Here is a 23,320-nt window from a genome sequence, read left to right on the forward strand (position 1 = left end):
AGTACGTCGGGCGGGAGGGTCGCATGAACGGATTGCTGCTGTTCGCGGTCGCGATCGGCTATGCCGCCTTGCTGTTCGCGGTGGCATGGGGCGCGCGTCGGCGCGGGCTGACGCCGCGCGACCGGCGGATCGTCTATACGCTGGGGCTGGCGGTCTATTGCAGCAGCTGGACGTTCAACGGCGCGGTCGGCAGCGCGGTCGCCGATGGCTGGGCATATCTGCCGATCTATCTGGGGCCGATCCTGATCTTCGTGCTGGGCGGGCGGTTGCTGGTGCGGCTGGTCGGCGCGGTGCAGGCCGATGGCGCGACGTCGATCGCCGACTTCATCGGATCGCGCTTCTCGCGTAGCCGGGGGGTGGCGGCGCTGGTCACGCTGATCGCGCTGATCGGCACCGTCCCCTATGTCGCGCTGCAATTGCGGTCGGTCGCGACCAGCTATGCTGCGCTGGCGGGCATGGCCGATGTCACCCGGCCGGTCGTCGTCACTGCGCTGGTGCTGGCGGGGTTCGCCATCGCCTTCGGACCGCGCGGCGATGCCGAGCCGCGCGCCGAATCCGGGCTGCTGGCGGCGGTCGCGATCGAATCGGTGGTCAAGCTGGCGGCGTTTGCCGGGGTGGCGTTGTTCGCGGCGCTGCTGGTGGCGCAGGCGGCCCCGGGTGCGCGCAGTGCGGGGCTGGCGCGGCTGTCGGCAGGGTTCGCGCGCGCACCGGACCTGGGCGATTTCGTCGTCACGACGCTGCTGGCCGCCGCGGCGATGCTGTGCCTGCCGCGCCAGTTTCAGGTGACAGTGGTCGCCGCGACCGAGCCGGGCGATCCGTGGCGGGCGCGATGGCCGTTCGTCGCCTATCTGACGCTGACCGCGTTGCTGGTGCTGCCGATCACCTGGGCCGCGCTGGTGCAGGGCGGGATGGCGCGGCCCGACCTGCTGGTCATCGCCATGCCGATCGCGGCGGGTGCGCCGGCGGTGGCGCTGCTCGGCTTTCTTGGCGGCTTTTCAGCGGCGACGGCGATGGTCGTGGTCGAGACGGTGGCGTTGGCGACGATGGTGTCGAACGACCTGATCGCGCCGCTGCTGCTACGCAGTCAGCGCCTCGCCGCCGCCGAACATGTCGGGCGCACGCTGCTCTGGGTCCGGCGCGGGGTGATCGCCGGGATCATCGGCGTGGCGACGGCGTGTGCGCTGCTGATCCCGACGACCCGGGGGCTGGCGGCGATCGGGCTGGTCGCGTTCGCGGCAATGGCGCAGTTCGCGCCGGCGCTGTTGCTGGCGATCGGACGCGGCGGGCGCGATCCGCTGGCGGCGAAGGCGGGGCTGACCACCGGGCTGATCGGGTGGACGGTCCTGCTGTTCGTGCCGACGCTGACCGGCGCGCCGTTGCCGGTGTCGGGGGTGCCGGGACTGGGCGCGCTGTCGGCGGCGGCGGTGGCGACGCTGGCCGCGAACCTGATCGTCCATGCGATCGTCGCCGCATCGCGCGCGCCGCGCCTGCCCTTCGCGCGCGACGAGCGGGTGCCGCCGGTGCGCGATCTGGGCGAGCTGACCCGACTGGTCGCGCGCTTCGTCGGCGAGGAGCGGGCGGTCGCGGGACTTGGCGAGGGGACGCATGTCGATGCCCGTGCGGCGCGGCGGGCCGAACGGCTGGTGGCGCAGGTGGTGGGCGTATCGTCGGCACGGCGGCTGGTCGCCTCCGCCCTGTCGGGTGAGGCGCTGGGCGCCGAAGACGTCGCGCGCATGCTGGATGCGAGCGGGCAGAGCCTGCAATTCTCGAAAGGGCTGCTCGCCGCGACGCTCGAACATATCGATCCGGGGGTCAGCGTGGTCGATGCCGAGCTGAACCTGGTCGCGTGGAATCAGCGCTATCTCGACCTGTTCGGCTTTCCGGCCGGCATGATCCGGGTCGGCGCGCCTGTTGCCGATGCGATCGCGTTCAATGCCCTGCGCGGCGATTGCGGACCCGGCGAGGTCGACGACCATGTCGCGCGGCGGCTGGCACATATGCGGCGCGGCACGCGGCACAGTTTCGAGCGGGTCCGGAACGACGGGCGGGTGCTCAAGACCGTTGGCGGGCCGATGCCGGGTGGCGGCTATGTCATGTGTTTTTCGGACATTACCGCCGAGGCGCAGGCGCTACGCGCGGTCGAGACGGCGCGGGCCGAACTGGAGGTACGGGTCGAGGCGCGAACGCGGGCGCTGTCGGATGCCAATGCCGCGCTGGCGCGGGCGACCGCTGACAAGACCCGGTTTCTCGCTGCCGCAAGCCACGACCTGTTGCAGCCGCTGCATGCCGCGCGGCTGTTCACCGCCGCGCTGGCGCGGGGGGCGGACGATCGCGCGAAGCCGCTGGTCGAGCGGATCGACCAGTCGATCGCGGCGGCGGACCAGTTGCTGCGCGCGCTGCTCGACATATCCAAGCTCGATGCCGGGGGGATCGTACCGATGTCGACGCGCTTTGCGGTGCGCGGGTTGCTGGCCGAGCTGGTCGACAGCTTTGCCGATCAGGCGCGGGCCAAGGGGCTGACGATGCAGCTGGGCACCGGCGATGCGGTAGTCGAGACCGACCGGGTGCTGCTGCGATCGATCGTGCAGAATCTGCTGGGCAATGCGGTGCGCTATACGGCGCGGGGCGGGGTGGTGATCGGGGTGCGGCGGCGGGGCGGCATGGTGCGGATCGAGGTGGTCGATAGCGGGCCGGGCATCGCCGAGACCGACCGCGCGCGGGTGTTCCGCGAGTTCGAGCGGCTGGCCAATGCCGAGGATGCTGGGCTGGGGCTGGGCCTGGCGATCGTCGCGCGGACGGCGGCGCTGCTGGGGGCGGAGGTGACGCTCGACGGCCGGGTCGGGCGGGGCAGCCGGTTCGCGGTGATGTTGCCGATCGCGGAGGGGGCGGTGGCCGCCCTGCCGGTGCGGGCGGTGGCGCGGGCGGTGCGGCCGGTCGACTGCCTGATCGTTGATGACGATGCCGGGGTGCGGCGCGGCATGGCGGCGCTGGCGGCGAGCCGGGAGCATGGCGTGCGGGTCGCAGCGACGGTCGAAGAGGCGCTGGCGCAGGTCGAGGGGGTGGCGGTGGCGTTCGTCGACCATGATCTGGGCGGAGCGGTCGATGGGTTTGCGTTGATCGGGATGTTGCGGGCGAAGGCGCCGGGGCTGCGGGCGGCGCTGGTGACGGCGGATGCCGGGTGGGCGCTGGCGGAAGCGGCGCAAACTTCGGGGGTGACGGTGTTGTTGAAGCCGTTGTCGGGGGAGGTTTTCGATGCCTGGCTGGCGGGTTAGCAGGGTGCGGAATTTGACAAAGGTGACAGTATGTAAAGGTTTCGCGAGCAGTAAGGTTGTTTTTTTGCAATGGGTTGAGCGTGAGCGATCACGCGGAAGTTGACACTTTTGCTTCGAGCGGTGCCGGTTCGGTCGCGGGTTGGGCGTCGACGATGGGAAAGAACGTCCGCAAAGATTGGCAGGCGATCCGGCTGTAGGAAAGCGTTGCGCGGGTTCGGGGTTGGACGAGCCGTCGGCGTCCATCGTCATCGGGCAATCTATTGTCGGCGGACGAAATCATAGTCGCTCTGACCCCGAGCCGATCGACATTCGGTCCGCCGCACGAGGCTTTGATCGACGGACGCCCTATCGTCACTCCCGCGCAGGCGGTAGGCCGTATGCGGAGGTCGCTGATCCGTCGGAAACGGTAGCGGCTATGGATACTCGCCTGCGCGGGAATGCTTAAGATGTTAGAGTCGCTGAATGTCCGGTCGATCCTAGCCTTTGCCGTTTGGCGATGGTTGCCTGTCGATGTCGGTCAACGCATCCCGGATCGGGTCTTAGGGAACAAGACGCATCATGATCGGCGAACTGCCGGCGCCTGTCGCAAGACGTTCTCAATCAACAGTGCACGCATGACTGCTTCCGCCCCTAGCGGACATTTACCGGCCAATTGCAAGCGAATGCAGAGAGGCAACAGGAGCGTTCCAACAGGACACGCGATCTCGTTTGCGGAGTATTACGCGGGCTGCACCTTCGCGGGTCACTGGTTGGTACGCATCTTGAAATATCTGCTCGAAAACAAGCAAGCCGGTCGCGGTCGGTACGACGTGATACGCCAATGACGCTCTGACCCCTACGTCCGTGTAGAATAGTACCGGAACCCGTGTAGCTAGGCACCGTCTCGCGGCAGCCATCCAGTGACGTTCATATTCTTCTGGAAGCCAGACGGTAGTCCCAGACCAGAACGGCTCCTTGAGTTCGCCCAGCGATACCTCGCCATATACATACCGGCGACCGGGCGCAGTTTGCCCAACGGGCACTTTCAGAAAGGATAGAGCCCGCTGATTCATCAAGTCGACTTACAGCGGCGAGCGAATATCAGCCATCCCCAATACCCTATCTTCTCCTAGCGCAACCGGTTTTCATAACCGAGTCCTCGCCGCTACCCCGACACCTCCAGTCCCAGCGCGCGGGCCGCCACTGCCGCCTGCGTGCGGTTGCCGACGTCGAGCTTGCGCAGGACGGCGGTCATGTGGACCTTTACCGTGGCTTCGGCGATGCCGAGGTCGTGGGCGATCTGTTTGTTGAGACGGCCGGCGAGGACGCCGAGCAGGACGCGCAGTTGCGTGGGGGTGAGGGTGGCGACGCGGGCGGCGATGTCGTCCTCGGGCGCGGTGTCAGGGGTCATGCGGTCGCCGGCGAGGGCGGCGGCGATGGCGGATTCGATATGGTCGAGCGGGGCGTCCTTGCCGACGAAGCCGACCGCGCCGAAACGGGCGACCTGAGCATAGGCAGCGGCACGGTCTGCGCCGGAGATGACGAGGATGGGGACGTCGGGCGCCTCGGCATGGAGTAGCGCCACGCCGCTATAGCCGATGGCGCCGGGCATGTTCAGGTCGAGCAGGATCAGCGTCAGGCTGTCCGCGTCGCGGACGGCCTGGACGGCGCGGTCGAGCGAGCCGGCTTCGATGATGTGGGCGTCGGGGCGGACCTGGGTGACGGCGAGGGTCAGCGCCTGGCGGAACAGGGGGTGGTCGTCGGCGACGAGGATGGTGGTCATGGGCGGGGGGCCTTTTCGACGTCGCGCCGGACTTGGTCGAGGTTTCTGCGAACGCCGCGCGTTCAGTTACACCCTTACCGTACCCCCGCGCAGGCGGGGGGCCAGAGCCGAGCAGAACGGCCGCTTGCGCCCGGGAGCCTGGACCCCCGCCTGCGCGGGGGTACGGTAAAGGGTTGGCGATTGAGCCCGTTCGAGCAAGTCTCGCATAGAAGGCGGGACCCCGGGTCAAGCCCGGAGTGACGGCAGGGAAGGGTGGGCGCCCCTCACGCCGGCCGGATACGCTCGGCGACCAGCGTGTCGACGACGCCCGGATCGGCGAGCGTCGAGGTGTCGCCGAGGTTCGAGGTGTCGTTCTCGGCGATCTTGCGCAGGATGCGGCGCATGATCTTGCCCGAGCGGGTTTTCGGCAGGCCGGGGGCGAATTGCAATGCGTCGGGGGTGGCGACCGGGCCGATCTCCTGCCGGACCCAGTTCCGCAGTTCGGCGCGGAGGTCATCGGACGGTTCCTCACCGGCGTTGAGCGTCACATAGGCGTAGATGCCTTGCCCCTTGATGTCGTGGGGCATGCCGACGACCGCGGCTTCGGCAACTTTTTGATGCGCGACGAGGGCGCTTTCGACCTCGGCGGTGCCCATGCGGTGGCCGCTGACGTTGATGACGTCGTCGACGCGGCCGGTGATCCAGTAATAGCCGTCGCCGTCGCGGCGCACGCCGTCGCCGGTGAAGTATCTGCCGGGATAGGTGGTGAAATAGGTCTGGAAGAAACGGTCGTGATCGCCCCACACTGTCCGCATCTGCCCCGGCCAGCTATCGGCGATGCACAGATTGCCCTCGGTCGCGCCGGACAGTTCCTTGCCCTCGGCATCGACGATCAGCGGCTGCACGCCGGGCAGGGGCTCGGTCGCACTGCCGGGTTTCAGGTCGGTGGCATAGGGGAGGGGCGAGATGAGGATGCCGCCGGTCTCGGTCTGCCACCAGGTATCGACGATCGGGCAGCGGCGGTCGCCGACGACGCGGTGATACCAGTCCCACGCCTCCGGATTGATCGGTTCGCCGACTGAGCCGAGGATGCGCAGCGACTTTCGGCTCGATTTCGTCACCCACTGGTCGCCCTCGCGCATCAGCGCGCGGATCGCAGTAGGGGCGGTGTAGAAGATGTTGACGCCCAGCCGGTCGATCGTTTCCCAGAAACGGCCATGATCGGGATAGTTGGGCACGCCGTCGAACATGACGGTGGTCGCGCCGTTCGATAACGGGCCATAGACGACATAGCTGTGCCCGGTGACCCACCCGATATCGGCGGTGCACCAGAAGATTTCGCCATCACGGTAATCGAACACGTCGCGGAAGGTGGTGTGCGCCCAGACCAGATAGCCGCCCGTCGTATGCAGCACGCCCTTGGGCTTGCCGGTCGAACCGCTGGTATAGAGGATGAACAGCGGGTCTTCGGCGTCCATCGGCTCGGCCGGGCAGTCGGGCGAGGCGTCGGGCAGCAGGTCGTGCAGCCAATGGTCGCGGCCCGCGGTCATCGGCACGTCGGCGCCGCTGCGGCGGATGACGATGACGGTGTCGACACCGGGAGCATGGGCCAGCGCCTTGTCGACATTGGCCTTGAGCGGAATGCGCTTGCCGCCGCGACAGCCTTCGTCGGCGGTGATGACCAGACGGCTGTCGCAATCGACGATGCGGTTGGCGAGGCTGTCGGGCGAAAAGCCGCCGAACACGATCGAATGGATCGCGCCGATGCGGGTGCAGGCCAGCATCGCCGCCGCTGCCTCCGCCATCATCGGCAGATAGAGGGTGACACGGTCGCCCTTCTTCACGCCCTTTGCCTTCAGCACGTTGGCGAAGCAGCAGACCTGTTGGTGGAGTTCGCGGTAGGTGACGCGGCGGGTCTCGCCCGGTTCGTCGCCTTCCCAGATGATGGCGGTCTGATCGCCGCGTTCGGCCAGATGGCGGTCGAGACAGTTGACCGAGACGTTGGTCTGCCCGTCGGCGAACCAGCGGATGCGGAAATCGGCTTCGTCGAACAAGGTGTCCTTGACCGTTTGATAGGGGCGCGACCAGTCGATGCAGCGGCCGCCCTCGCGCCAATAGGCTTCCGGGTCGGCGACCGAAGCGGCATAGCGCGCGTCATATTCGGCCTGGTCCACCCGCGCGGCATCATCGTGCGGAGCCGCGTGAATCGTCTGGGTCATATATCTCTCCTATGCCCTTGATCTGTGTTGAGGGGTACGCGCGTCAAGTCGCTTGCCCCTACGACCAAGGTCGTACTTCCCGCCATGGCCCGCGCAGATGACACTGGCGCGGCAGGGAGGTGCGGCGAACGATCGCGCCCCGCTTTACGAGAGGATGCCGCCATGGCGGGAGCAACGATGGCCGGGGCGAGCCCCAAGGGCCAGAACGAGAAACTGGTGATCGCCGCGTCGTCGCTGGGCACGGTGTTCGAATGGTATGATTTCTATCTGTACGGGCTGCTGGCGACGTACATCTCGAAACAGTTTTTTTCGGGCGTGAACGAGACGACGGGGTTCATCCTCGCATTGGGCGCGTTCGCGGCTGGTTTCGCGGTGCGGCCGTTCGGGGCGCTGGTGTTCGGGCGGATCGGCGATCTGGTCGGGCGCAAGAACACGTTCCTGGTGACGATGGGCATCATGGGCCTGTCGACCTTCGCGGTCGGGTTGCTGCCCTCCTATGCCAGTATCGGTGTCGCGGCGCCGGTGATCCTCGTCGCGCTGCGCATCCTGCAGGGGCTGGCGCTGGGCGGCGAATATGGCGGGGCGGCGACCTATGTCGCCGAACATGCGCCCGACGGGAAGCGGGGGCTGTATACCAGCTTCATCCAGACGACGGCGACGATGGGGCTGTTCGCGGCGCTGCTGGTCGTGATCGGGTTCCGCACGTTGCTGGGCGAGGAGACGTTCGGCGGGTTCGGGTGGCGGTTGCCGTTCCTCGTGTCGATCCTGCTGCTGGGCGTATCGATGTGGATCCGGCTGCAATTGTCGGAAAGCCCGGTGTTCCTGAAGATGAAGGAAGAGGGCAAGACGTCGAAGGCGCCGCTGACCGAGGCGTTCCTGCGCTGGCCGAATTTGAAGGTCGTGCTGATCGCGCTGTTCGGCGCGGCGATGGGCCAGGCGGTGGTGTGGTATACGGGGCAGTTCTACGTCCTGTTCTTCCTCGAAAAGATGATGAAGGTCGATGGCGCGACGGTGAACGTGCTGCTGGCGATTTCGCTGGCGCTCGGCACGCCGTTCTTCGTGTTCTTCGGCTGGCTGTCGGACAAGATCGGGCGGAAATGGATCATCATGGCGGGCTGCGCGCTGGCAGCACTGACCTATTTTCCGCTGTTCGGGGCGCTGACCGATGCCGCCAACCCGGCGCTTGCCGCGGCGCAGATGGCGTCGCCGGTGCGAGTCAGCGCGCATGACGCGGATTGCTCGGTGCAGTTCGATCCGATCGGGCGCAACAAGTTCGATGCGAAAAGCTGCGACATCGCCAAATCCTATCTGGCGAAGAACGGCATCAGCTATACCAATGTCGAGGCGCCGGCGGGGACCATCGCCAGCGTGAGCGTCGGCAACCGGATGCTGGTCGCGCCCGATCCTGCGCAGGTGACCGGGCCGGCGCGGGCGGCGGCGATCACCGCCTATCAGGGCGAACTGGCGGCGGCGCTGGCGGAAGCTGGCTATCCGGCCAAGGCTGATCCGGCGGCGATCAACAAGCCGCTGGTGGTGCTGATCCTGTGGTTCATGGTGATCCTGGTGACCATGGTCTATGGCCCGATCGCGGCGCTGCTGGTCGAACTATTCCCCAGCCGCATCCGCTATACGTCGATGTCGCTGCCCTATCATATCGGCAATGGCTGGTTCGGCGGGTTCCTACCGACGACGGCGTTCGCGATGGTCGCGGCGACGGGGGATATCTATTACGGGCTGTGGTATCCGGTGGTGCTGGCGGTGGTGACGCTGGTGCTGGGCGCGCTGTTCCTGCCGGAGACGTTCCGGCGGAATATCCGGGATTAGCAGACGACCGTTCAGGACAGCGTACCCCCGCGCAGGCGGGGGTCCAGGACGGCACACGCTATCGTAGCTTGGCCTGGCTCTGGACCCCCGCCTGCGCGGGGGTACGGTTGCGTTTGGGGCAGGCCCTACCCGCCCACCATGTACGTCATCCCAGCGCAGGCTGGGATCTCCCGATTGTCGGGCGGGACAGGAGCCGCGGGAGACCCCAGCCTGCGCTGGGGTGACGATTTTGGTGTAGGCCCCTCAGCAACACCTTGGCGGTGCGCCGGGGCCGGTGCCGTAGCGACGTGCGATGCGGTCGCGGTGGAATTCCTTGAGGGTCATCACCGGTTCGCCGGGATGGTGTGCCGCGCGGTGGGCGACGTAGCGGTCGTAATCGGGGACGCCGACCATCAACCGCGCGCCCTCGGCCAGCTTATGCAGGAATCGCATCGCCGACCTCCTGCGCGGTGGGGGTCGGGACCGCCTTCGCCTTGCGGATCGCGGCGATGCCGTAGGTCAGGATCGACAGCACGACGACGATGAACAGCACGCATAGCGCGGCGTCGATGCGGTCGTTGAGGATGATCCGCTGCATCTCCGCCGCCGTTTTGGCGGGGGCGAGGATCTCGCCGCGCGCCAGGGCTTCGGAAAAGACATTGGCATGGGCGAGGAAGCCGATCTTCGGATTGGCGTCGAACAGCTTCTGCCAGCCCGCGGTCAGCGTGCAGATCAGCAGCCACGCGGTCGGGACCATCGTCACCCAGGCATAGCGGTCGCGCTTCATCTTGAAGAGGAGCACGGTCGACAGGATCAGCGCGATGGCGGCCAGCATCTGGTTCGAGATGCCGAACAGCGGCCACAGCGTGTTGATGCCGCCGAGCGGATCGGTGACGCCGCTGTAGAGGAAATAGCCCCAGGCGGCGACGGCGAGCGCGGTGCCGATCAGGTTCGGGCCGAGCTTCTGCGTTTCCTTCATCGCGGGCACGAAGCTGCCTAGCAGGTCCTGGATCATGAAGCGGGCGACGCGGGTGCCGGCATCGACCGTCGTCAGGATGAACAGCGCCTCGAACAAAATCGCGAAATGGTACCAGAAGGCCATCATCGCCGGTCCGCCGATCACCTGGGACAGGATATGCGCCATGCCGACCGCCAGCGTGGGAGCTCCGCCGGCGCGCGACAGGATCGAGGATTCGCCGACGTCGCGCGCCAGCTGGTCGAGCATGTCGGGGGTGACGACGAAGCCCCAATTGGCGATCGCGCTGGCGGCCGACTGCGCGGTGGTGCCGATCAGGGCGGGCGGCGCGTTCATCGCGAAATAGACGGCGGGGTCGAGCACGCAGGCGGCGATCAGCGCCATGATCGCGACGAAGCTTTCGGTCAGCATCGCGCCATAGCCGATGACGCGCAGATCGGCCTCGCTCGCCACCATTTTCGGCGTCGTGCCGCTTGCGATCAGCGCGTGGAAGCCCGATACCGCGCCACAGGCGATGGTGATGAACAGGAACGGGAACAGCTTGCCCGAAAAGGCCGGGCCAGTGCCGTCGATGAAGCCGGTGACCGCCGGCATCTGCAGGTCGGGACGGACATAGAGGATGCCGAGCGCGAGGCCGGCGATCACCCCGATCTTGAGGAAGGTCGACAGATAGTCGCGCGGGGCGAGCAGCAGCCAGACCGGCGCGACCGAGGCGACGAAGCCATAGGCCATCAGGATCAGCGCGAGGGCGGGGCCGGAATAGGTGAACATCGGCGCGAAGACCGGCGAATGCGCCACCGGCTCGCCCCCCACGATCGCCGCCATCAGCAGGACGAAGCCGATCACCGACATTTCGGCGATCTTGCCGGGGCGCAGGAAGCGGCCGTACAGCCCCATCAGCACCGCGATCGGGATGGTGGCGAAGACGGTGAAGGTGCCCCACGGACTGCCGGTCAGCGCCTTGACCACCACCAGCGCCAGCACGGCGAGCAGGATGATCATGATCATCAGCACGCCGATCAGCGCGATCGTGCCGGGGATCAGCCCCATTTCGCTGCGGATCATGTCGCCCAGCGACCGGGCGTCGCGGCGGGTCGAGAAATAGAGGATCAGGAAATCCTGCACCGCGCCGGCGAACACGACCCCGGCGAGCAGCCAGAGCGTGCCGGGGAGATAGCCCATCTGTGCGGCGAGGACCGGACCGACCAGCGGGCCGGCACCGGCAATGGCGGCGAAATGGTGGCCGAACAACACGCCCTTATGGGTGGGGACATAGTCGAGCCCGTCGTCGCGGCGCACCGCCGGGGTCGGGCGCGAGGGATCGACGCGGAGCACGCGCGACGCGATGAACAGGCCGTAGAAGCGATAGGCGATGGCGTAGACGCACAGCGCCGCGACGACGATCCACAATGCGTTGACCGGTTCGCCCCGCATCAGCGCGATCCAGCCGAGCGCGACCGCGCCGACGATCGCCACCGCCGCCCAGCCGATCCATTCGCGTGCGGTGGTCGGTGCGATCGGTGTGGATGCTGCTGTCGCCATGCGCCTCTCCCGTGTTTGGGATACTATTGGCGCAAGGGGGCGGGGGATGCCATGGGTTTCGTCACCCCCGGCATATCCATCATTCCCCCGTTTGCTTCGAGCGCAGGTTCGAGCTTGTCGAAAACCGAAGTCGAGAAGGGGTTGCCCCAAACGACCAAGTTCTCGACGGACGCTTCTCGACAGGCTCGAAGCTGCTCGAACCGAACGGTTGAGGCAAAGAAGGACCAATGGAGATTGTGATGAAGTCCGACCGATCGTTTCTGCTCGTCTGCCTCGGCAACATCTGTCGTTCGCCGCTGGCGGAAGCGGCGTTGCGCGAGGCGGCGGCGCGGGCGGGGGTGGCGATCACCGTCGATTCGGCGGGGACCGGGGCGTGGCATGTCGGCCATCCGCCCGACCCGCGCGCGCAGGCGGTGGCGCTGGCGCATGGCATCGACATTGCCGGCTACCGGGCGCGGCAGGTCGCGGCGGCGGATTATCGGCGCTTCACCGAGATTCTCGCGCTTGATCGCGACAATCTGGCCGAGTTGCGGCGGCGGGCGCCGAAGGATGCGACCGCACGGATCGGGTTGTTGCTGGACGCGGTGCCGGGGCGGAAGGGGCAGGCGGTCGCCGATCCCTATTATGGCGATTCGGCGGGGTTCGAGGTGACGTGGGCGGATGTGTCGGCGGCGGCGGAGGCGATCGTCGCGGGTATCCAGAAAGGTGGATATGTTCGTCCTGAGTAGCCATTGAGCTGTCGAAATGGCGTATCGAAGGACTGCTGGGGTCAGATGCTTCGATACGGGTCTTCGACTGCGCTCAGCCCCTACTCAGCACGAACGGTATTGCTTCAAAATCTACTCACCCCCCGAACGAGCGCCCGCCACCCCAGCCGCCGCTGGAGCGGGCGCTCACCCGGCCGCCGAAGCCGCCGCGCGAGACGACCGAGCTGCGCGTCTGGATGCGCTGGGTCGTGACCGGCGTGGTGATCGCGTCACGGCCGACCGAATAGCGATAGCCGTTGCCGCGGCCGAGATACGCGCCCGACCCGGTGTACCAGCCGCCGTCGCGGTCGCGGCGGTCGCGGTAAAGACCGCCATAGGTGTAGCGCGACGAATTATTGTTGAGCAGCTGGCCGATCAGGAAACCGGTCAGCAGCGGGGTGAAGAAGCTCTGCCCGCCTTCGTTGCGCTGGAAGCATTGGGCCGAGCCGAACTGTTCCTCGCACAGTGCCTGGCTGTCGAAACGGGGGGCGGCCTTCGCATCCTCGTTAAATGCCTTTTGCTGGGCGGCGACGCAGGTGTCGCGGTCATATTGGCCGCTGTCGACGCATTGCTGGATCGTCTGAAAGGCGGCGACCTCGGTCGGCGGGCCGAAGCGCGCCTGTTCGTTATTGTCGTCGCAGCCGGACAGCATCGCGACCGCGCCGACGGCGGTCAGGCCGGCAGCGACCGAGCGTTTGCGGCGGGGGGGCTGGGTGGTCATCGGCAGGAGCCTCTCAATAGGTCATCGACGCGGCGTTGAGCAGGCCGAGTCCGATCGAGGTCGCCGCGCTGTAGATCGCGCTGGCGATGTTCCCCTCTTCGATCCGGGTGACCATGTCGCGCACGATCAGGCGGCGGACGATGAAGGCGGCGGCGATCTGGATCACGCCCGCCAGCAGCGCCCAGGCGGTGAATTCGACGACGCTGACCGTGACGCTCAGCGCCGAGGCGAGCGGTAGCGCGAAACCGATGATCGCACCGCCCAGCGCGATCCCCGCCGCCGGATTGTTCGCGGCGATCAGCGTGCGCTCGTCATAGGGCGTCGATATCTGGTACAGCCATTTGAAGACGGTCAGGAACACACAGGCCAGACCGAAGGCGATGACGAAATGCAGCGCCCCGTCCAGAAAATAAGCGACATCGAACATCCCGGTCCCCCTAAAGCTCAGGCGTTGAATTCGGCGGGCAGCAGCGGCAGCCCGACCATGATCTCGTGCGTCAGGTCGCCGCCCTCGGGCTGCATGGCGATGGCGAGCAGCAGTTCCTGCCCCTCGGGCGCGATGTCGCGGGCATAGAGCATGCAGGCCTGCTTGATCTGGCGGACCGGGCGGCCGGTGCGTTCGTAATAGACCGCCTCCCACAGCTCGACCGGCGGCTGGCTGCGATCGTCATCGGCATACCAGAAACGCTGGAACCGGGCGAGGCCGGGTTCGTCCCAGACGGGTTGCGACAGGCGCTGGCGGAACGCGCCGGTATCGGCCCAGTCGGTCGGGTAGGTCGACGACCATGGCCGGAACAGCGTAAAGTCGTCGGCATCGGACCCGTCCGCCGACTGGCTGACCGCCTGCAACATCAGTTCGTCGTCGGTGTAGAAGCGGTGGACATGGCTGCCATCGTCGAGCCGGATCACCCCCTGCGCAGTGATTTCCAGCGTATCGCGATCGAGGGTGAAGGCGGCGCCGGTCAGCCGCCGCCATGCCAGCGCATCGAGCCGGACCTGCCGCCCGATAGTGATGTTGCGGACCACGGCGATTGCCGCGGGTTCGTCCTTGGGAGCGCCGCCGAACAGGCTGCCGAAAATCATGCCGCGATCCTTGTCCGGGCGATGTAGAACAGCCGGTCGCCGACCGCGATCCGACCGTCGGGGTCGAATACCGGCGAATTGGCCCCGGCGCCACAGGTCGCGACCAATATTCCGCCGCGCGCCCGCAGATCGCGAGCGGCGTCGTCGAAGCTGCCGCCGGTCTGCGCGGTCGTGGCGTAGAGCGTGCCGCCATCGTCGGTATGGCTGGCAAGCTGCGCGATCAGGCGGCTGGAGCCGGGGTCGCTCAATGCCTTGACCACCAGCTCGACGGTCGGGGTCAGCACCACCTCGACCTGCGGGCAGTGTGCCGCCAGCAGCCCGGCGGTGTCGGGGTCGCGCAGGAAACAGACGACGTGACCGGTTTCGTTGAGCGCGGTGACGGCTAGCGTCGCCGCGAGCGTATCGGGATCGGACGGGCCATAGACGATGACCCGTTCGGCACTCGCTACACCGGCACGCCGCAGATCGGCGGGTGCGGTCAGCGAGGCGACGCGGACGAAGCGGTGCGTCGCGGCGTCCACGGTCAGTTCCTGCGTCGCGACCAGCACCAGTTCGTGCCCCTGCCCATCGGCGACGATCTCCGCGATCATGCGCGGCGTACGATCGGGATCGTAGCCGACAAGGACGATATGGCCGCGCATCGCCCTATAGTCTCCCAACCCCATGCGCCGCCGTCGCCAGCGCGCCGACACCCCGGCAAAGGCGCGGGCGATCGACACGGTGAACAGCGCGATCGCGCCGGGCATGACGAACAAGGCGGTAACGACCCGGCCCATGTCCGATTTGGGCGACAGATCGCCATAACCGACCGTCGAGGCGGTCGTCGCATACCAATAGAGATAGGCCGAGGGGTGCAGCAGGTCGCTCTCCCCGGCAAAGGCCAGCAATTCCCACGAGATGGTCATGTGCAGGACCAGCAGCGCGAGCAGCACGCCACGGTGCAGCTCGCTGGCCGCGAGATAGAGCCGCCGCAGATAATTGCCGAGACTGAATGACTTCATCCCCTGCCCATGCCCCCGCACCTTGCTTTTTGGTCGCGCCTTATGCTTGGGGTGTCAAGCGCGGCCAACACACCGGGCCAAGCTTTTCGGAGGGATGGATGGACGAAGCACCCCGTAGCTGGACGACCGCCGGACTGGCGCAGGCGCTGGGCGGTCCCGATTATGCCGACGAACTGAGCGTCGAGCGGATCGAACAGGCCGAACCGGTCCTGAAACTGACCATGCATCATTTCGGCGACCTCGCCATCTTCGCATCGGTCGCGGGCGAGCAGATCGTCGTGTCGAGCCTGTTGTGGCCGGTCGACGAACAGAGCGAACCGGACGCGTTCAACCGCTTCCTCCTCAAGACGCAGAAGCTGGTGCCGCTGTCCAATTTCGCCATCGCCGATGTCGGCGGACGCGAATATTATGAGCTGGTGGGTGAGTTGTCGGTCGAATCGTCGCTGCGCACCGTGTTGATCGAACTGCGCGTGCTGGCGCAGAATGCGATCGAGGCGGCGTCCGAACTGCGCACCGAATTCGCCGCGTAACGGAGATACACGATGTCGATGTGGAAGAACCTCGTGGCGCTGGTGCGCGGCACGGCGCATGAAACCGGGCAGTCGATCGTCGATGCGAAGGCGTTGACGATCCTCGACCAGCAGATTCGCGATGCCGGCACGCTGCAGTCGAAGGCGCGCGACGATCTGGCGACGCTGACCGCCAAGCGGCGGATGATGGAAAAGGAGCTGGAGGGGCTGACCTCGCAGCGGGAGAAATATGAATCGTCGGCACGGGCGGCGATGGCGCGCGGCGACATGGACCTTGCGCGCGAAGTCGCCCAGCGCCTCGCGACGATCGAGCAGGAACAGTCCAGCAAGACCCCGCAGATCGCCGACATGCGCGCCGCCGAGGACAAGATCCGCGGCATCATCAAGACCGGCGACGGCAAGATCGACGCGCTGCGCCGCGAGGTCGATGTCGTCCGCGCGAACGAAAGCGTGCAGAAGGCGCAGGCCTCGGTCGCCAGCAGCTATGGCGGCGCGGCATCGTCGCTGGGCTCGGCCGCCGACAGCCTCGCGCGGCTGAAGGAGCGGCAGGCGATCCGCGAGGAGAAGTTCAAGGCGCAGGCCGAGCTGGAGGATATGCGCACCGGCGCCGATCTCGACGCGAAATTGCAGGCGGCGGGGCTGCTTCCGGGCACTTCGAGCGCCGACGACATCCTCGCCCGGCTGGCGCAGCCCAAGGACGCGCCGCGCCTGTCCGACGGCACGCGCGACGGCGGGACGATCGGGCGCGATTGATGGAACGCCGCGCGGTCGCCCCCCGTCCCGACTGGCGGGCGACCGCCGAGCGGATGGGCTTCACCTTCCACCATCAGGACGGCCAGAAATATTGGGAGGAGGGGGCGTATTACGCCTTCTCGCTCGACGAGGTGGAGCAGGGTATCGAGGGGCCGAGCGCCGAACTCCACGCCCTGTGCCGCGATCTGGTGGACGAGGTGGTCGGCAGCGAGGCGATGATGCACCGCCTCGCCATTCCTGACGATATGCGCGACGTGGTGGCGGCGTCGTGGCGCGCACATGCGCCGACACTGTATGGACGGTTCGATTTCGCCTTTGACGGCTCCGGCCCGGCGAAGCTGCTCGAATATAACGCCGATACCCCGACCAGCATCTTCGAGACCGCGCTGTTCCAGTGGCAGTGGCTGGAGGACCGCATCGCTGACGGCACGCTGCCCGCAGGCGCCGACCAGTATAACCGGCTGCACGATGCGCTGGTCGAACGCTTCGGGGCGTTGTTCACGCGAGGCAGCACGGTGCATTTCGCCTCGGTCGACGACCATGTCGAGGATCGCCAGACGGTCCGCTATCTGGAGGATGTCGCCCGGCAGGCGGGGCTGGACCCGGCGTTCGTCGCGATCGACCGGATCGGGGTCGATGGCGACGGCGCGTTCGTCGATGGCGACGATGTGCTGATCGCCGCGCTGTTCAAGCTGTATCCGTGGGAGGATATGCTGCGCGAACCATACGCCAAGCAGCTGGCGGCGACGAAGACGCTGTTCCTCGAACCGGCGTGGAAGGCGTTGCTGTCGAACAAGGGCATCTTGCCGCTATTGTGGCAGCGGCATCGCGGGCACCCGAACCTGTTGCCGGCGGCCTTTGCCGACGACGCGGCGGCGCTGGCCGAGATTGGCGACGCCTATGTCCGCAAGCCGATCTTTTCGCGCGAAGGCTGGGACATCGAACTAGTCGACGGCGATGCCACCGCGCGCGGGCCGGAGGGCGGCTATGGCGAGGAGGGGCATATCGTGCAGGCACTGGCGCCACTGCCGGTCTACGATGGCAATCATGCGGTGGTCGGGTCGTGGATCGTCGGCGACGATGCGGTCGCACTGTCGGTGCGCGAGGATGACGGGCCGATCACCCGCGATCTGGCGCGGTTCGTGCCGCACGCGATTGTTTGAGGGTTAGGGACGGATGATTTCAGACAGGCCCGTTCGTCCTGAGTAGCCGCTGAGCCTGTCGAAGCGGCGTATCGAAGGACCCGTCCGGGGCAGGTGCTTCGATACGGGTCTTCGACAAGCTCAGCCCCTACTCAGCACGAACGGGTAGGCTTCATGTCATATCGCTCTGGGGGGTTAGGGCAGCAGGCCCTGCAACGCCGCTTCCAGTACCGCCGGATCGCCCTCGACCGGCAACCGCTTGATCCGGCTGCTCTGCCCTGCAACCAGCGTCACCGCGCTCCGTCCGACCCGCAATTGCTTCGCCACGAAGCGCACGACTTCTTCGTTCGCCGCGCCGTCGACCGGCGGGGCGGCGATGCGCAGGCCGAGGGCGGTGGAATCGCCGTCCAGTGCTACTACGCCGGTCACCGCCGTCTTCGACGCTTTCGGCGTGGCGCGGATGGTTAGGGTGGCGCCGGTCGCGTCGAGGGTGAAGGGGTCGCGCATCGCGGCTCCCTTGCCATCGCGTGCCGCCATGGCAAGCCGCTTGGCACAAAGTCGCGCGCGACGCATTCATCGGCCATGGTATCTGCTCCCGTAACGACCACGGCGGCGACGCATAGCTCGCCGCTGTCGATCCCGATCTTTCGCGCCATCTGGATCGCGTCGATGGCGTCCAATTTCGGCGGGCTGATCCAGTCGGTCGGGGCGTCGTGGATGATGACGTCGCTGGCGGCGTCGCCGCAAATGATCGCGCTGGTGCAGGCGTCGACGACGCTACCGATCATGCTGCTGTCGCTATGGGCCGGGGCGGTCGCCGACAATCTCGACCGGCGGCGGGTGATGCTGGCGGCGCAGGGGTTCATGCTGAGCGTGTCGGTCGCGCTGGCGGTGTGCGCCTGGATGGGGTTGCTGAGCCCATGGCTGCTGCTGTGCTTCACCTTCCTGATCGGATGCGGGACGGCGATCAACGGCCCGGCATGGCAGGCGTCGGTCGGCGACATGGTGCCGCGCAGCGTCCTGCCCAGCGCGGTCGCGCTCAATTCGATGGGGTTCAACATCGCGCGCAGCGTGGGGCCGGCGATCGGCGGCGCGATCGTCGCCGCGGCGGGGGCGGCGGCGGCGTTCCTGACCAATGCGGTCAGCTATATCGGGCTGATCGCGGTGCTGGCGCGGTGGCAGCCGGATTATCCGCCGCGCACGTTGCCGCGCGAGACGCTGGGCCTCGCGATGGCGGCGGGGGTGCGCTATGTCCGGATGTCGCCGAGCCTGCGGACGGTGTTGATCCGCGCGGCGCTGTTCGGGCTGGCGGCGAGTGCGGTGCCGGCGATGATGCCGCTGGTCGCGCGCGACCTGGTGACCGGCGGGCCGCTGACCTATGGCGCGCTGCTCGGCGCATTCGGTGGCGGCGCGGTGATCGGCGCGTTGTCGAGCGTGCGGTTGCGGCGGCGGTGGAGCCCCGAACGGCTGGTGCGCGTCGCCGCGACGGCGTTGGCGGCAGGCGCGGCGATCGCGGCGGTCAGCCCGGTATTGCCGCTGACGCTGGCGGCGTTGGTGCTGGCGGGGGCAGGCTGGGTATCGGCGCTCAGCACGTTCAACGTATCGGTGCAGATGGCCGCGCCGCGCTGGGTCGTGGCGCGGGCGGTGGCGCTGTACCAGATGGCGGCGTTCGGCGGGATGGCGGCGGGCAGCTGGTTGTTCGGTTCGATCGCCGAAAGCCATGGCGTCGCTGGAGCGCTGCTGGCGGCGGCGGGGGTGCAGATGCTGAGCGTCGTCGCCGGGTTGCGGCTGCCCTTACGCGATATCGAGACCGCGAACCTCGCTCCGCGTGGCTGGGAGACGCCCGATACCGAAGTCCCGGTCGAGGCGCGGTCGGGGCCGGTGGTGGTGACGATCGATTATCGCATCGCCCCGCAGGACGTCGTCGCGTTCCTGAACGTCATGAATGAACGCCGCCGCATCCGGCGGCGCGACGGCGCGCATCACTGGGCGCTGCTGCGCGACCTGAACGATCCGGAACTGTGGATCGAGCGCTATCACGTGTCGACCTGGCTCGATTACATCCGCCACAATCAGCGCCGGACCGAGGCCGACCGTGCTAACAGCGAGGCGCTGCTGGCGCTGCATCGGGGCAGCGAACCGCCGCGAGTCCATCGCATGATCGAGCGCCAGACCGGGTCGCTGCCGGTCATACGTCTGCCGACCCCGCGCGAAATGGCCGATCCGCTGACCGATCCGACGCGGTCGAACTGATTTATTGAACACTGTTATTTTTCTGCTAGTCTGACCCCGTCGCCGTGATTCGGGGGCGGGCCTGTGCCTGTTTCGCTGTCCGGCATCCCGATGGGGGAATGGATGTCCGCGCCCGATTTCTCGCTGCTGACCAAGCGCAGCTATGCACCGTTGTTCGTCGTCCAGTTTCTGGGCGCGATGAATGACAATCTGCTGAAATTCGCGTTGCTGTTCCTTGCGAATTTCACGCTGTACCGCGCCGATCCGGCACAGGCGGCGACGCTGGCGACGGTGTCGACCGGGCTGTTCATTCTGCCGTACTTCCTGTTTTCGGGCCTTGCCGGGCAGATGGCGGATGCGTGGAACAAGGCGTGGCTGATCCGTGCGGTGAAGGCGGCCGAGATCGCGATCATGGCGCTGGCGGTGGCCGGGTTCTGGTTCCAGTCGGTGCCGGTGCTGCTGACCTGCCTGTTCCTGATGGGGGTGCATTCGACGATCTTCGGACCGGTCAAATATTCGATCCTGCCGCAGCATCTGCGCCGTGAGGAATTGATGGGTGGAACCGGGCTGGTCGAGGCGGGGACGTTCGTCGCGATCCTGACCGGTCAGTTGCTGGGCGGGATCATTCCGCCATGGGAAGCGGGGCTGGTCGCGTTCGGTGTGGCGGTGCTGGGGTTTCTGGCGGCGCTGGCGGTGCCGTCCGCCCCATCGGCCGCGCCCGACATGCTGATCGGCCTGAACCCGTTTCGCAGCACCGCCGCGATCCTGCGCGCGGCGCATGGCGGACGCGGCGTGTGGCTGGCGATCCTCGGCATCAGCTGGTTCTTTTCGGTCGGTGCGGTCTTGCTGTCGGAATTCGCACCGCTGGTCGCCGGCACGCTGAACGCCGCGCCGGAGGTGGTAACGCTGTTCCTGGCGGTGTTCAGCCTGTTCGTCGCGGTTGGGTCGCTGCTGGTCAATCGCCTGCTGAAGGGCGAAGTGTCGGCGCGCTATGTGCCGATCGCGGCGATCGGGCTGGCGGTGTTCCTGATCGATGCATGGATCACGTCGCGCCGGTTCGTGGTCGTGACGCCGGGCGCGGATATCGCCGCGTTCATGGCGACGCCGGGCAGCTGGCACCTGCTGATCGACCTTGCCGGCATCGCGCTTAGTGGCGGGGTGTTCGTGGTGCCGCTCTACGCCATTCTCCAGACGTGGAGCGCGCCGGAAAAACGGTCGCAGATCATCGCCGCGAACAACATCATCAATGCCATCGTCACGGTCGTGATGGTCGCGGTGGTGACGGCGATGCTGGCGGGTGGGAGCAGCGTGCCCGGCATCTTCGGCGCGCTGGGCTTCGCGACGCTGTCGATTGCGCTGATATCGTGCTGGCTGCTGCCCGAGACGGTGTTCAAGTCGGTGGTGCGTGGCGCGCTGCGGCTGGCATATCGGGTAAAGGTACATGGTGCCGGGAACATGCCACTGCCGGGCGAGCGCGCAGTGGTGGTGGTCAATCACGTCTCGTTCCTCGACGGGCTGTTGCTGGCGGCATTCCTGCCGGGCAAGCCGACCTTTGCGATTCACAGCCGGTTCGCGCGGGCGTGGTGGATGCAGCCGCTGCTGAAGCTGTTCGATGCGTTTCCGGTCGATCCGACCAACCCGATGTCGGCCAAGGCGATGGTGAAGGCCGTGCGCGAAGGGCGGACGCTGGTAATCTTCCCCGAAGGCCGGATCACCGTCACCGGCGCGCTGATGAAGGTGTTCGACGGCCCCGGCATGGTCGCCGACCGCGGCGATGCGCCGATCGTGCCGGTGCGGATCGATGGGGCGCAATATACCCGTTTCAGCCGGTTGAAGGGCAAGGCACGGTTGCACTGGTTCCCGACAATCGAACTGACCGTGCTGCCGCCGCGTCGCTTCGACCTGCCGGAAGGGTTGAGCGCGCGCGAGCGGCGGGCGATCGCGGGGCGGCGGCTGTACGACGTGATGAGCGAGATGATCTTCGCGACGTCGGACACCGACCGAACGCTGTACGACGCACTGATCGATGCGCGGCACCTGCACGGTGCCAACATGGACGTGGTCGAGGATGTGCAGCGGGTGCCGCTGACCTATGACCGGCTGGTGACGGGGACGCAGGCGCTTGCCCGTCCCTTGGCGAAGGGGACGGCGCAGGGCGAGGCGGTCGGCGTGCTGCTGCCCAACGTCAATGGCGTGGTCGCGACCTTCTTTGCGTTGCAGGCGATGGGGCGGGTGCCGGCGATGCTGAACTATACCGCCGGCCTAGCCAACATGCGCGTGGCGTGCACGGCGGCGAAGGTGCGCACGATCGTCACCGCCCGGGCGTTCATCGAGCAAGCGAAGTTGGGCGAGGTCGTCGCGGGACTGGCGGGCAAGGGGATTAAGGTCCGCTATCTGGAGGATATTCGGGAAGGCATCGGCGCGTGGGCCAAGCTGGTCGCGCTGGTCCGGTCGCGGATGGCGGGACGGCTGCACCGGCGGCTACGGGTATCGGCGGATGCGCCCGCCGTCATCCTGTTTACCAGCGGATCGGAGGGCGTGCCGAAGGGGGTGGTGCTGACCCATCGCAATCTGCTCAGCAACTGCCTGCAACTCTCCTCGCGGATCGATTTCAACCGCGCGGACACGGTGCTGAACGCGCTGCCGGTGTTCCACAGCTTCGGGCTTACCGGCGGCACGCTGCTGCCGATCCTGTCGGGGGTGAAGACGGTGCTGTACCCGAGCCCGCTGCACTACCGGATCGTGCCGGCGCTCGCCTATGACGCCAATGCGACGATCCTGTTCGGGACCGACACCTTCCTGTCGGGCTATGCCCGGATGGCGCATGGCTATGATTTCTATGCGCTGCGCTACATCTTCGCCGGTGCCGAGCGCGTGCGGCCGGAGACGCGGGCGACCTATGCCGAGAAGTTCGGGCTGCGCATCATGGAAGGCTATGGCGCGACCGAGGCGGCGCCGGTGATCGCGGTCAACACGCCGATGCATTTCCGCGCCGGCAGCGTCGGGCGGCTGCTGCCGGGGATCGAGGCGCGGCTGGAGCCGGTACCGGGCATTGCCGACGGCGCGCGGCTGGCGATCCGGGGGCCGAACGTGATGGCCGGATATCTGAAGGTCGAGGCGCCCGGCATGGTGCAGCCGCCGGCCGATGGCTGGCACGATACCGGCGATATCGTCACGATCGATGATGCCGGGTTCGTGACGATCCGCGGGCGGGCGAAGCGCTTTGCCAAGATCGGCGGCGAGATGGTCTCGTTGCCGGCGGTCGAAGGCTATGCCGCGAAACTGTGGCCCGGCGCCGAACATGCGGTGGTGACGCGGCCCGATGCGAAGAAGGGCGAGCAACTGGTGCTGTTTACGACGCAGCCCGGCGCGACGGCCGGGGAATTGTCGACATGGGGGCGGGCGAACGGTGTCGCCGAACTGGCCCTGCCGCGCGACGTGCGGGTGGTCGCGGCGCTGCCGGTGCTGGGCACGGGGAAGCTGGATTATGTAACGATGGCGGCGATGGCCGGGGCGTAACCGACGCGCGAGGTGTCTGACGGACCAGCGGTGGGAAAGC

Annotated in this window: 17 protein-coding genes; 8 read left to right on the forward strand and 9 right to left on the reverse strand. The window is 67.2% G+C overall.

What is annotated here, in order from left to right; all coding sequences use genetic code 11:
- Nucleotides 1-23 precede the first annotated feature (23 nt).
- Nucleotides 24-3,272, forward strand: a complete 3,249-nt coding sequence (locus ACTHQV_RS00765; RefSeq protein WP_440487883.1) for a PAS-domain containing protein — start codon at nt 24-26, stop codon at nt 3,270-3,272.
- Nucleotides 3,273-4,416: 1,144 nt separating this feature from the next.
- Here the strand turns inward: ACTHQV_RS00765 and ACTHQV_RS00770 are convergent.
- Together ACTHQV_RS00770 and acs are read right to left on the reverse strand one after the other, a co-directional pair.
- On the reverse strand, nt 4,417-5,034 hold the full coding sequence (locus ACTHQV_RS00770) for a LuxR C-terminal-related transcriptional regulator (RefSeq protein ID WP_440487884.1): 618 nt from the start codon (nt 5,032-5,034) through the stop codon (nt 4,417-4,419).
- Between the two features lie 263 nt (nt 5,035-5,297).
- Nucleotides 5,298-7,232 (reverse strand): acetate--CoA ligase, encoded by a 1,935-nt coding sequence (gene acs / locus ACTHQV_RS00775; RefSeq protein ID WP_440487885.1) that lies wholly within the window; start codon nt 7,230-7,232, stop codon nt 5,298-5,300.
- Between the two features lie 162 nt (nt 7,233-7,394).
- Here acs and ACTHQV_RS00780 point away from each other — a divergent pair, with 162 nt between their 5' ends.
- Nucleotides 7,395-9,056, forward strand: a complete 1,662-nt coding sequence (locus ACTHQV_RS00780; RefSeq protein ID WP_440487886.1) for an MFS transporter — start codon at nt 7,395-7,397, stop codon at nt 9,054-9,056.
- A gap of 243 nt (nt 9,057-9,299) precedes the next feature.
- Here ACTHQV_RS00780 and ACTHQV_RS00785 read toward each other — a convergent pair whose 3' ends face one another.
- Both ACTHQV_RS00785 and ACTHQV_RS00790 read right to left on the reverse strand, forming a co-directional pair.
- Nucleotides 9,300-9,488 (reverse strand): YbdD/YjiX family protein, encoded by a 189-nt coding sequence (locus ACTHQV_RS00785; protein ID WP_440487887.1) that lies wholly within the window; start codon nt 9,486-9,488, stop codon nt 9,300-9,302.
- Nucleotides 9,472-11,553: a carbon starvation CstA family protein gene (locus tag ACTHQV_RS00790; RefSeq protein ID WP_440487889.1), complete on the reverse strand. Its 2,082-nt coding sequence runs from the start codon at nt 11,551-11,553 to the stop codon at nt 9,472-9,474. Before ACTHQV_RS00790 ends, ACTHQV_RS00785 begins: the two co-directional genes overlap by 17 nt.
- A gap of 239 nt (nt 11,554-11,792) precedes the next feature.
- Here ACTHQV_RS00790 and ACTHQV_RS00795 point away from each other — a divergent pair, with 239 nt between their 5' ends.
- Nucleotides 11,793-12,281, forward strand: a complete 489-nt coding sequence (locus tag ACTHQV_RS00795) for a low molecular weight protein-tyrosine-phosphatase (protein ID WP_440487890.1) — start codon at nt 11,793-11,795, stop codon at nt 12,279-12,281.
- Nucleotides 12,282-12,396: 115 nt separating this feature from the next.
- On the opposite strand, the gene ACTHQV_RS00800 is transcribed toward ACTHQV_RS00795, so the two are convergent.
- From ACTHQV_RS00800 to ACTHQV_RS00815, 4 genes are read right to left on the reverse strand one after another with little or no spacing between them, the layout of a single operon-like run.
- Nucleotides 12,397-13,020 carry a DUF1190 domain-containing protein gene (locus ACTHQV_RS00800; RefSeq protein ID WP_440487891.1) on the reverse strand — a complete coding sequence of 208 codons (624 nt, stop codon included), beginning with the start codon at nt 13,018-13,020 and terminating at the stop codon, nt 12,397-12,399.
- A gap of 13 nt (nt 13,021-13,033) precedes the next feature.
- Nucleotides 13,034-13,447 carry a DUF350 domain-containing protein gene (locus ACTHQV_RS00805; RefSeq protein ID WP_440487892.1) on the reverse strand — a complete coding sequence of 138 codons (414 nt, stop codon included), beginning with the start codon at nt 13,445-13,447 and terminating at the stop codon, nt 13,034-13,036.
- A 17-nt stretch (nt 13,448-13,464) separates the two neighbouring features.
- The gene (locus ACTHQV_RS00810; protein ID WP_345877708.1) at nt 13,465-14,103 is read right to left on the reverse strand and encodes a DUF2491 family protein; all 639 of its coding nucleotides are present in this window, start codon (nt 14,101-14,103) and stop codon (nt 13,465-13,467) included.
- Nucleotides 14,100-15,104, reverse strand: a complete 1,005-nt coding sequence (locus ACTHQV_RS00815; RefSeq protein ID WP_440487893.1) for an ion channel — start codon at nt 15,102-15,104, stop codon at nt 14,100-14,102. Before ACTHQV_RS00815 ends, ACTHQV_RS00810 begins: the two co-directional genes overlap by 4 nt.
- 98 nt (nt 15,105-15,202) lie before the next feature.
- Between ACTHQV_RS00815 and ACTHQV_RS00820 the strand changes: the two genes are divergently transcribed.
- The 3 genes from ACTHQV_RS00820 to ACTHQV_RS00830 are packed head-to-tail and all read left to right on the forward strand — an operon-like array spanning nt 15,203 to nt 17,550.
- On the forward strand, nt 15,203-15,634 hold the full coding sequence (locus ACTHQV_RS00820; RefSeq protein WP_056459411.1) for a YjfI family protein: 432 nt from the start codon (nt 15,203-15,205) through the stop codon (nt 15,632-15,634).
- 12 nt (nt 15,635-15,646) lie between these two features.
- Nucleotides 15,647-16,387, forward strand: coding sequence for a PspA/IM30 family protein (locus tag ACTHQV_RS00825; protein WP_440487894.1), 741 nt, complete (start codon nt 15,647-15,649; stop codon nt 16,385-16,387).
- Nucleotides 16,387-17,550 (forward strand): glutathionylspermidine synthase family protein, encoded by a 1,164-nt coding sequence (locus tag ACTHQV_RS00830; protein WP_440487895.1) that lies wholly within the window; start codon nt 16,387-16,389, stop codon nt 17,548-17,550. Before ACTHQV_RS00825 ends, ACTHQV_RS00830 begins: the two co-directional genes overlap by 1 nt.
- A 174-nt stretch (nt 17,551-17,724) precedes the next feature.
- On the opposite strand, the gene ACTHQV_RS00835 is transcribed toward ACTHQV_RS00830, so the two are convergent.
- Nucleotides 17,725-18,066: a DUF167 domain-containing protein gene (locus ACTHQV_RS00835; RefSeq protein WP_440487896.1), complete on the reverse strand. Its 342-nt coding sequence runs from the start codon at nt 18,064-18,066 to the stop codon at nt 17,725-17,727.
- A 45-nt stretch (nt 18,067-18,111) separates the two neighbouring features.
- On the opposite strand from ACTHQV_RS00835, the gene ACTHQV_RS00840 reads away from it, so the two are divergent.
- Entirely contained in the window at nt 18,112-19,782 is a 1,671-nt protein-coding gene (locus tag ACTHQV_RS00840; RefSeq protein WP_440487897.1) for an MFS transporter, read from the forward strand.
- A 102-nt stretch (nt 19,783-19,884) separates the two neighbouring features.
- Nucleotides 19,885-23,280 (forward strand): acyl-[ACP]--phospholipid O-acyltransferase, encoded by a 3,396-nt coding sequence (locus ACTHQV_RS00845; protein ID WP_440487899.1) that lies wholly within the window; start codon nt 19,885-19,887, stop codon nt 23,278-23,280.
- Nucleotides 23,281-23,320 lie beyond the last annotated feature (40 nt).

The organism is Sphingomonas sp. SAFR-052 (genome assembly GCF_051965015.1).
In the GTDB taxonomy this organism is placed as follows: Bacteria; Pseudomonadota; Alphaproteobacteria; order Sphingomonadales; family Sphingomonadaceae; genus Sphingomonas.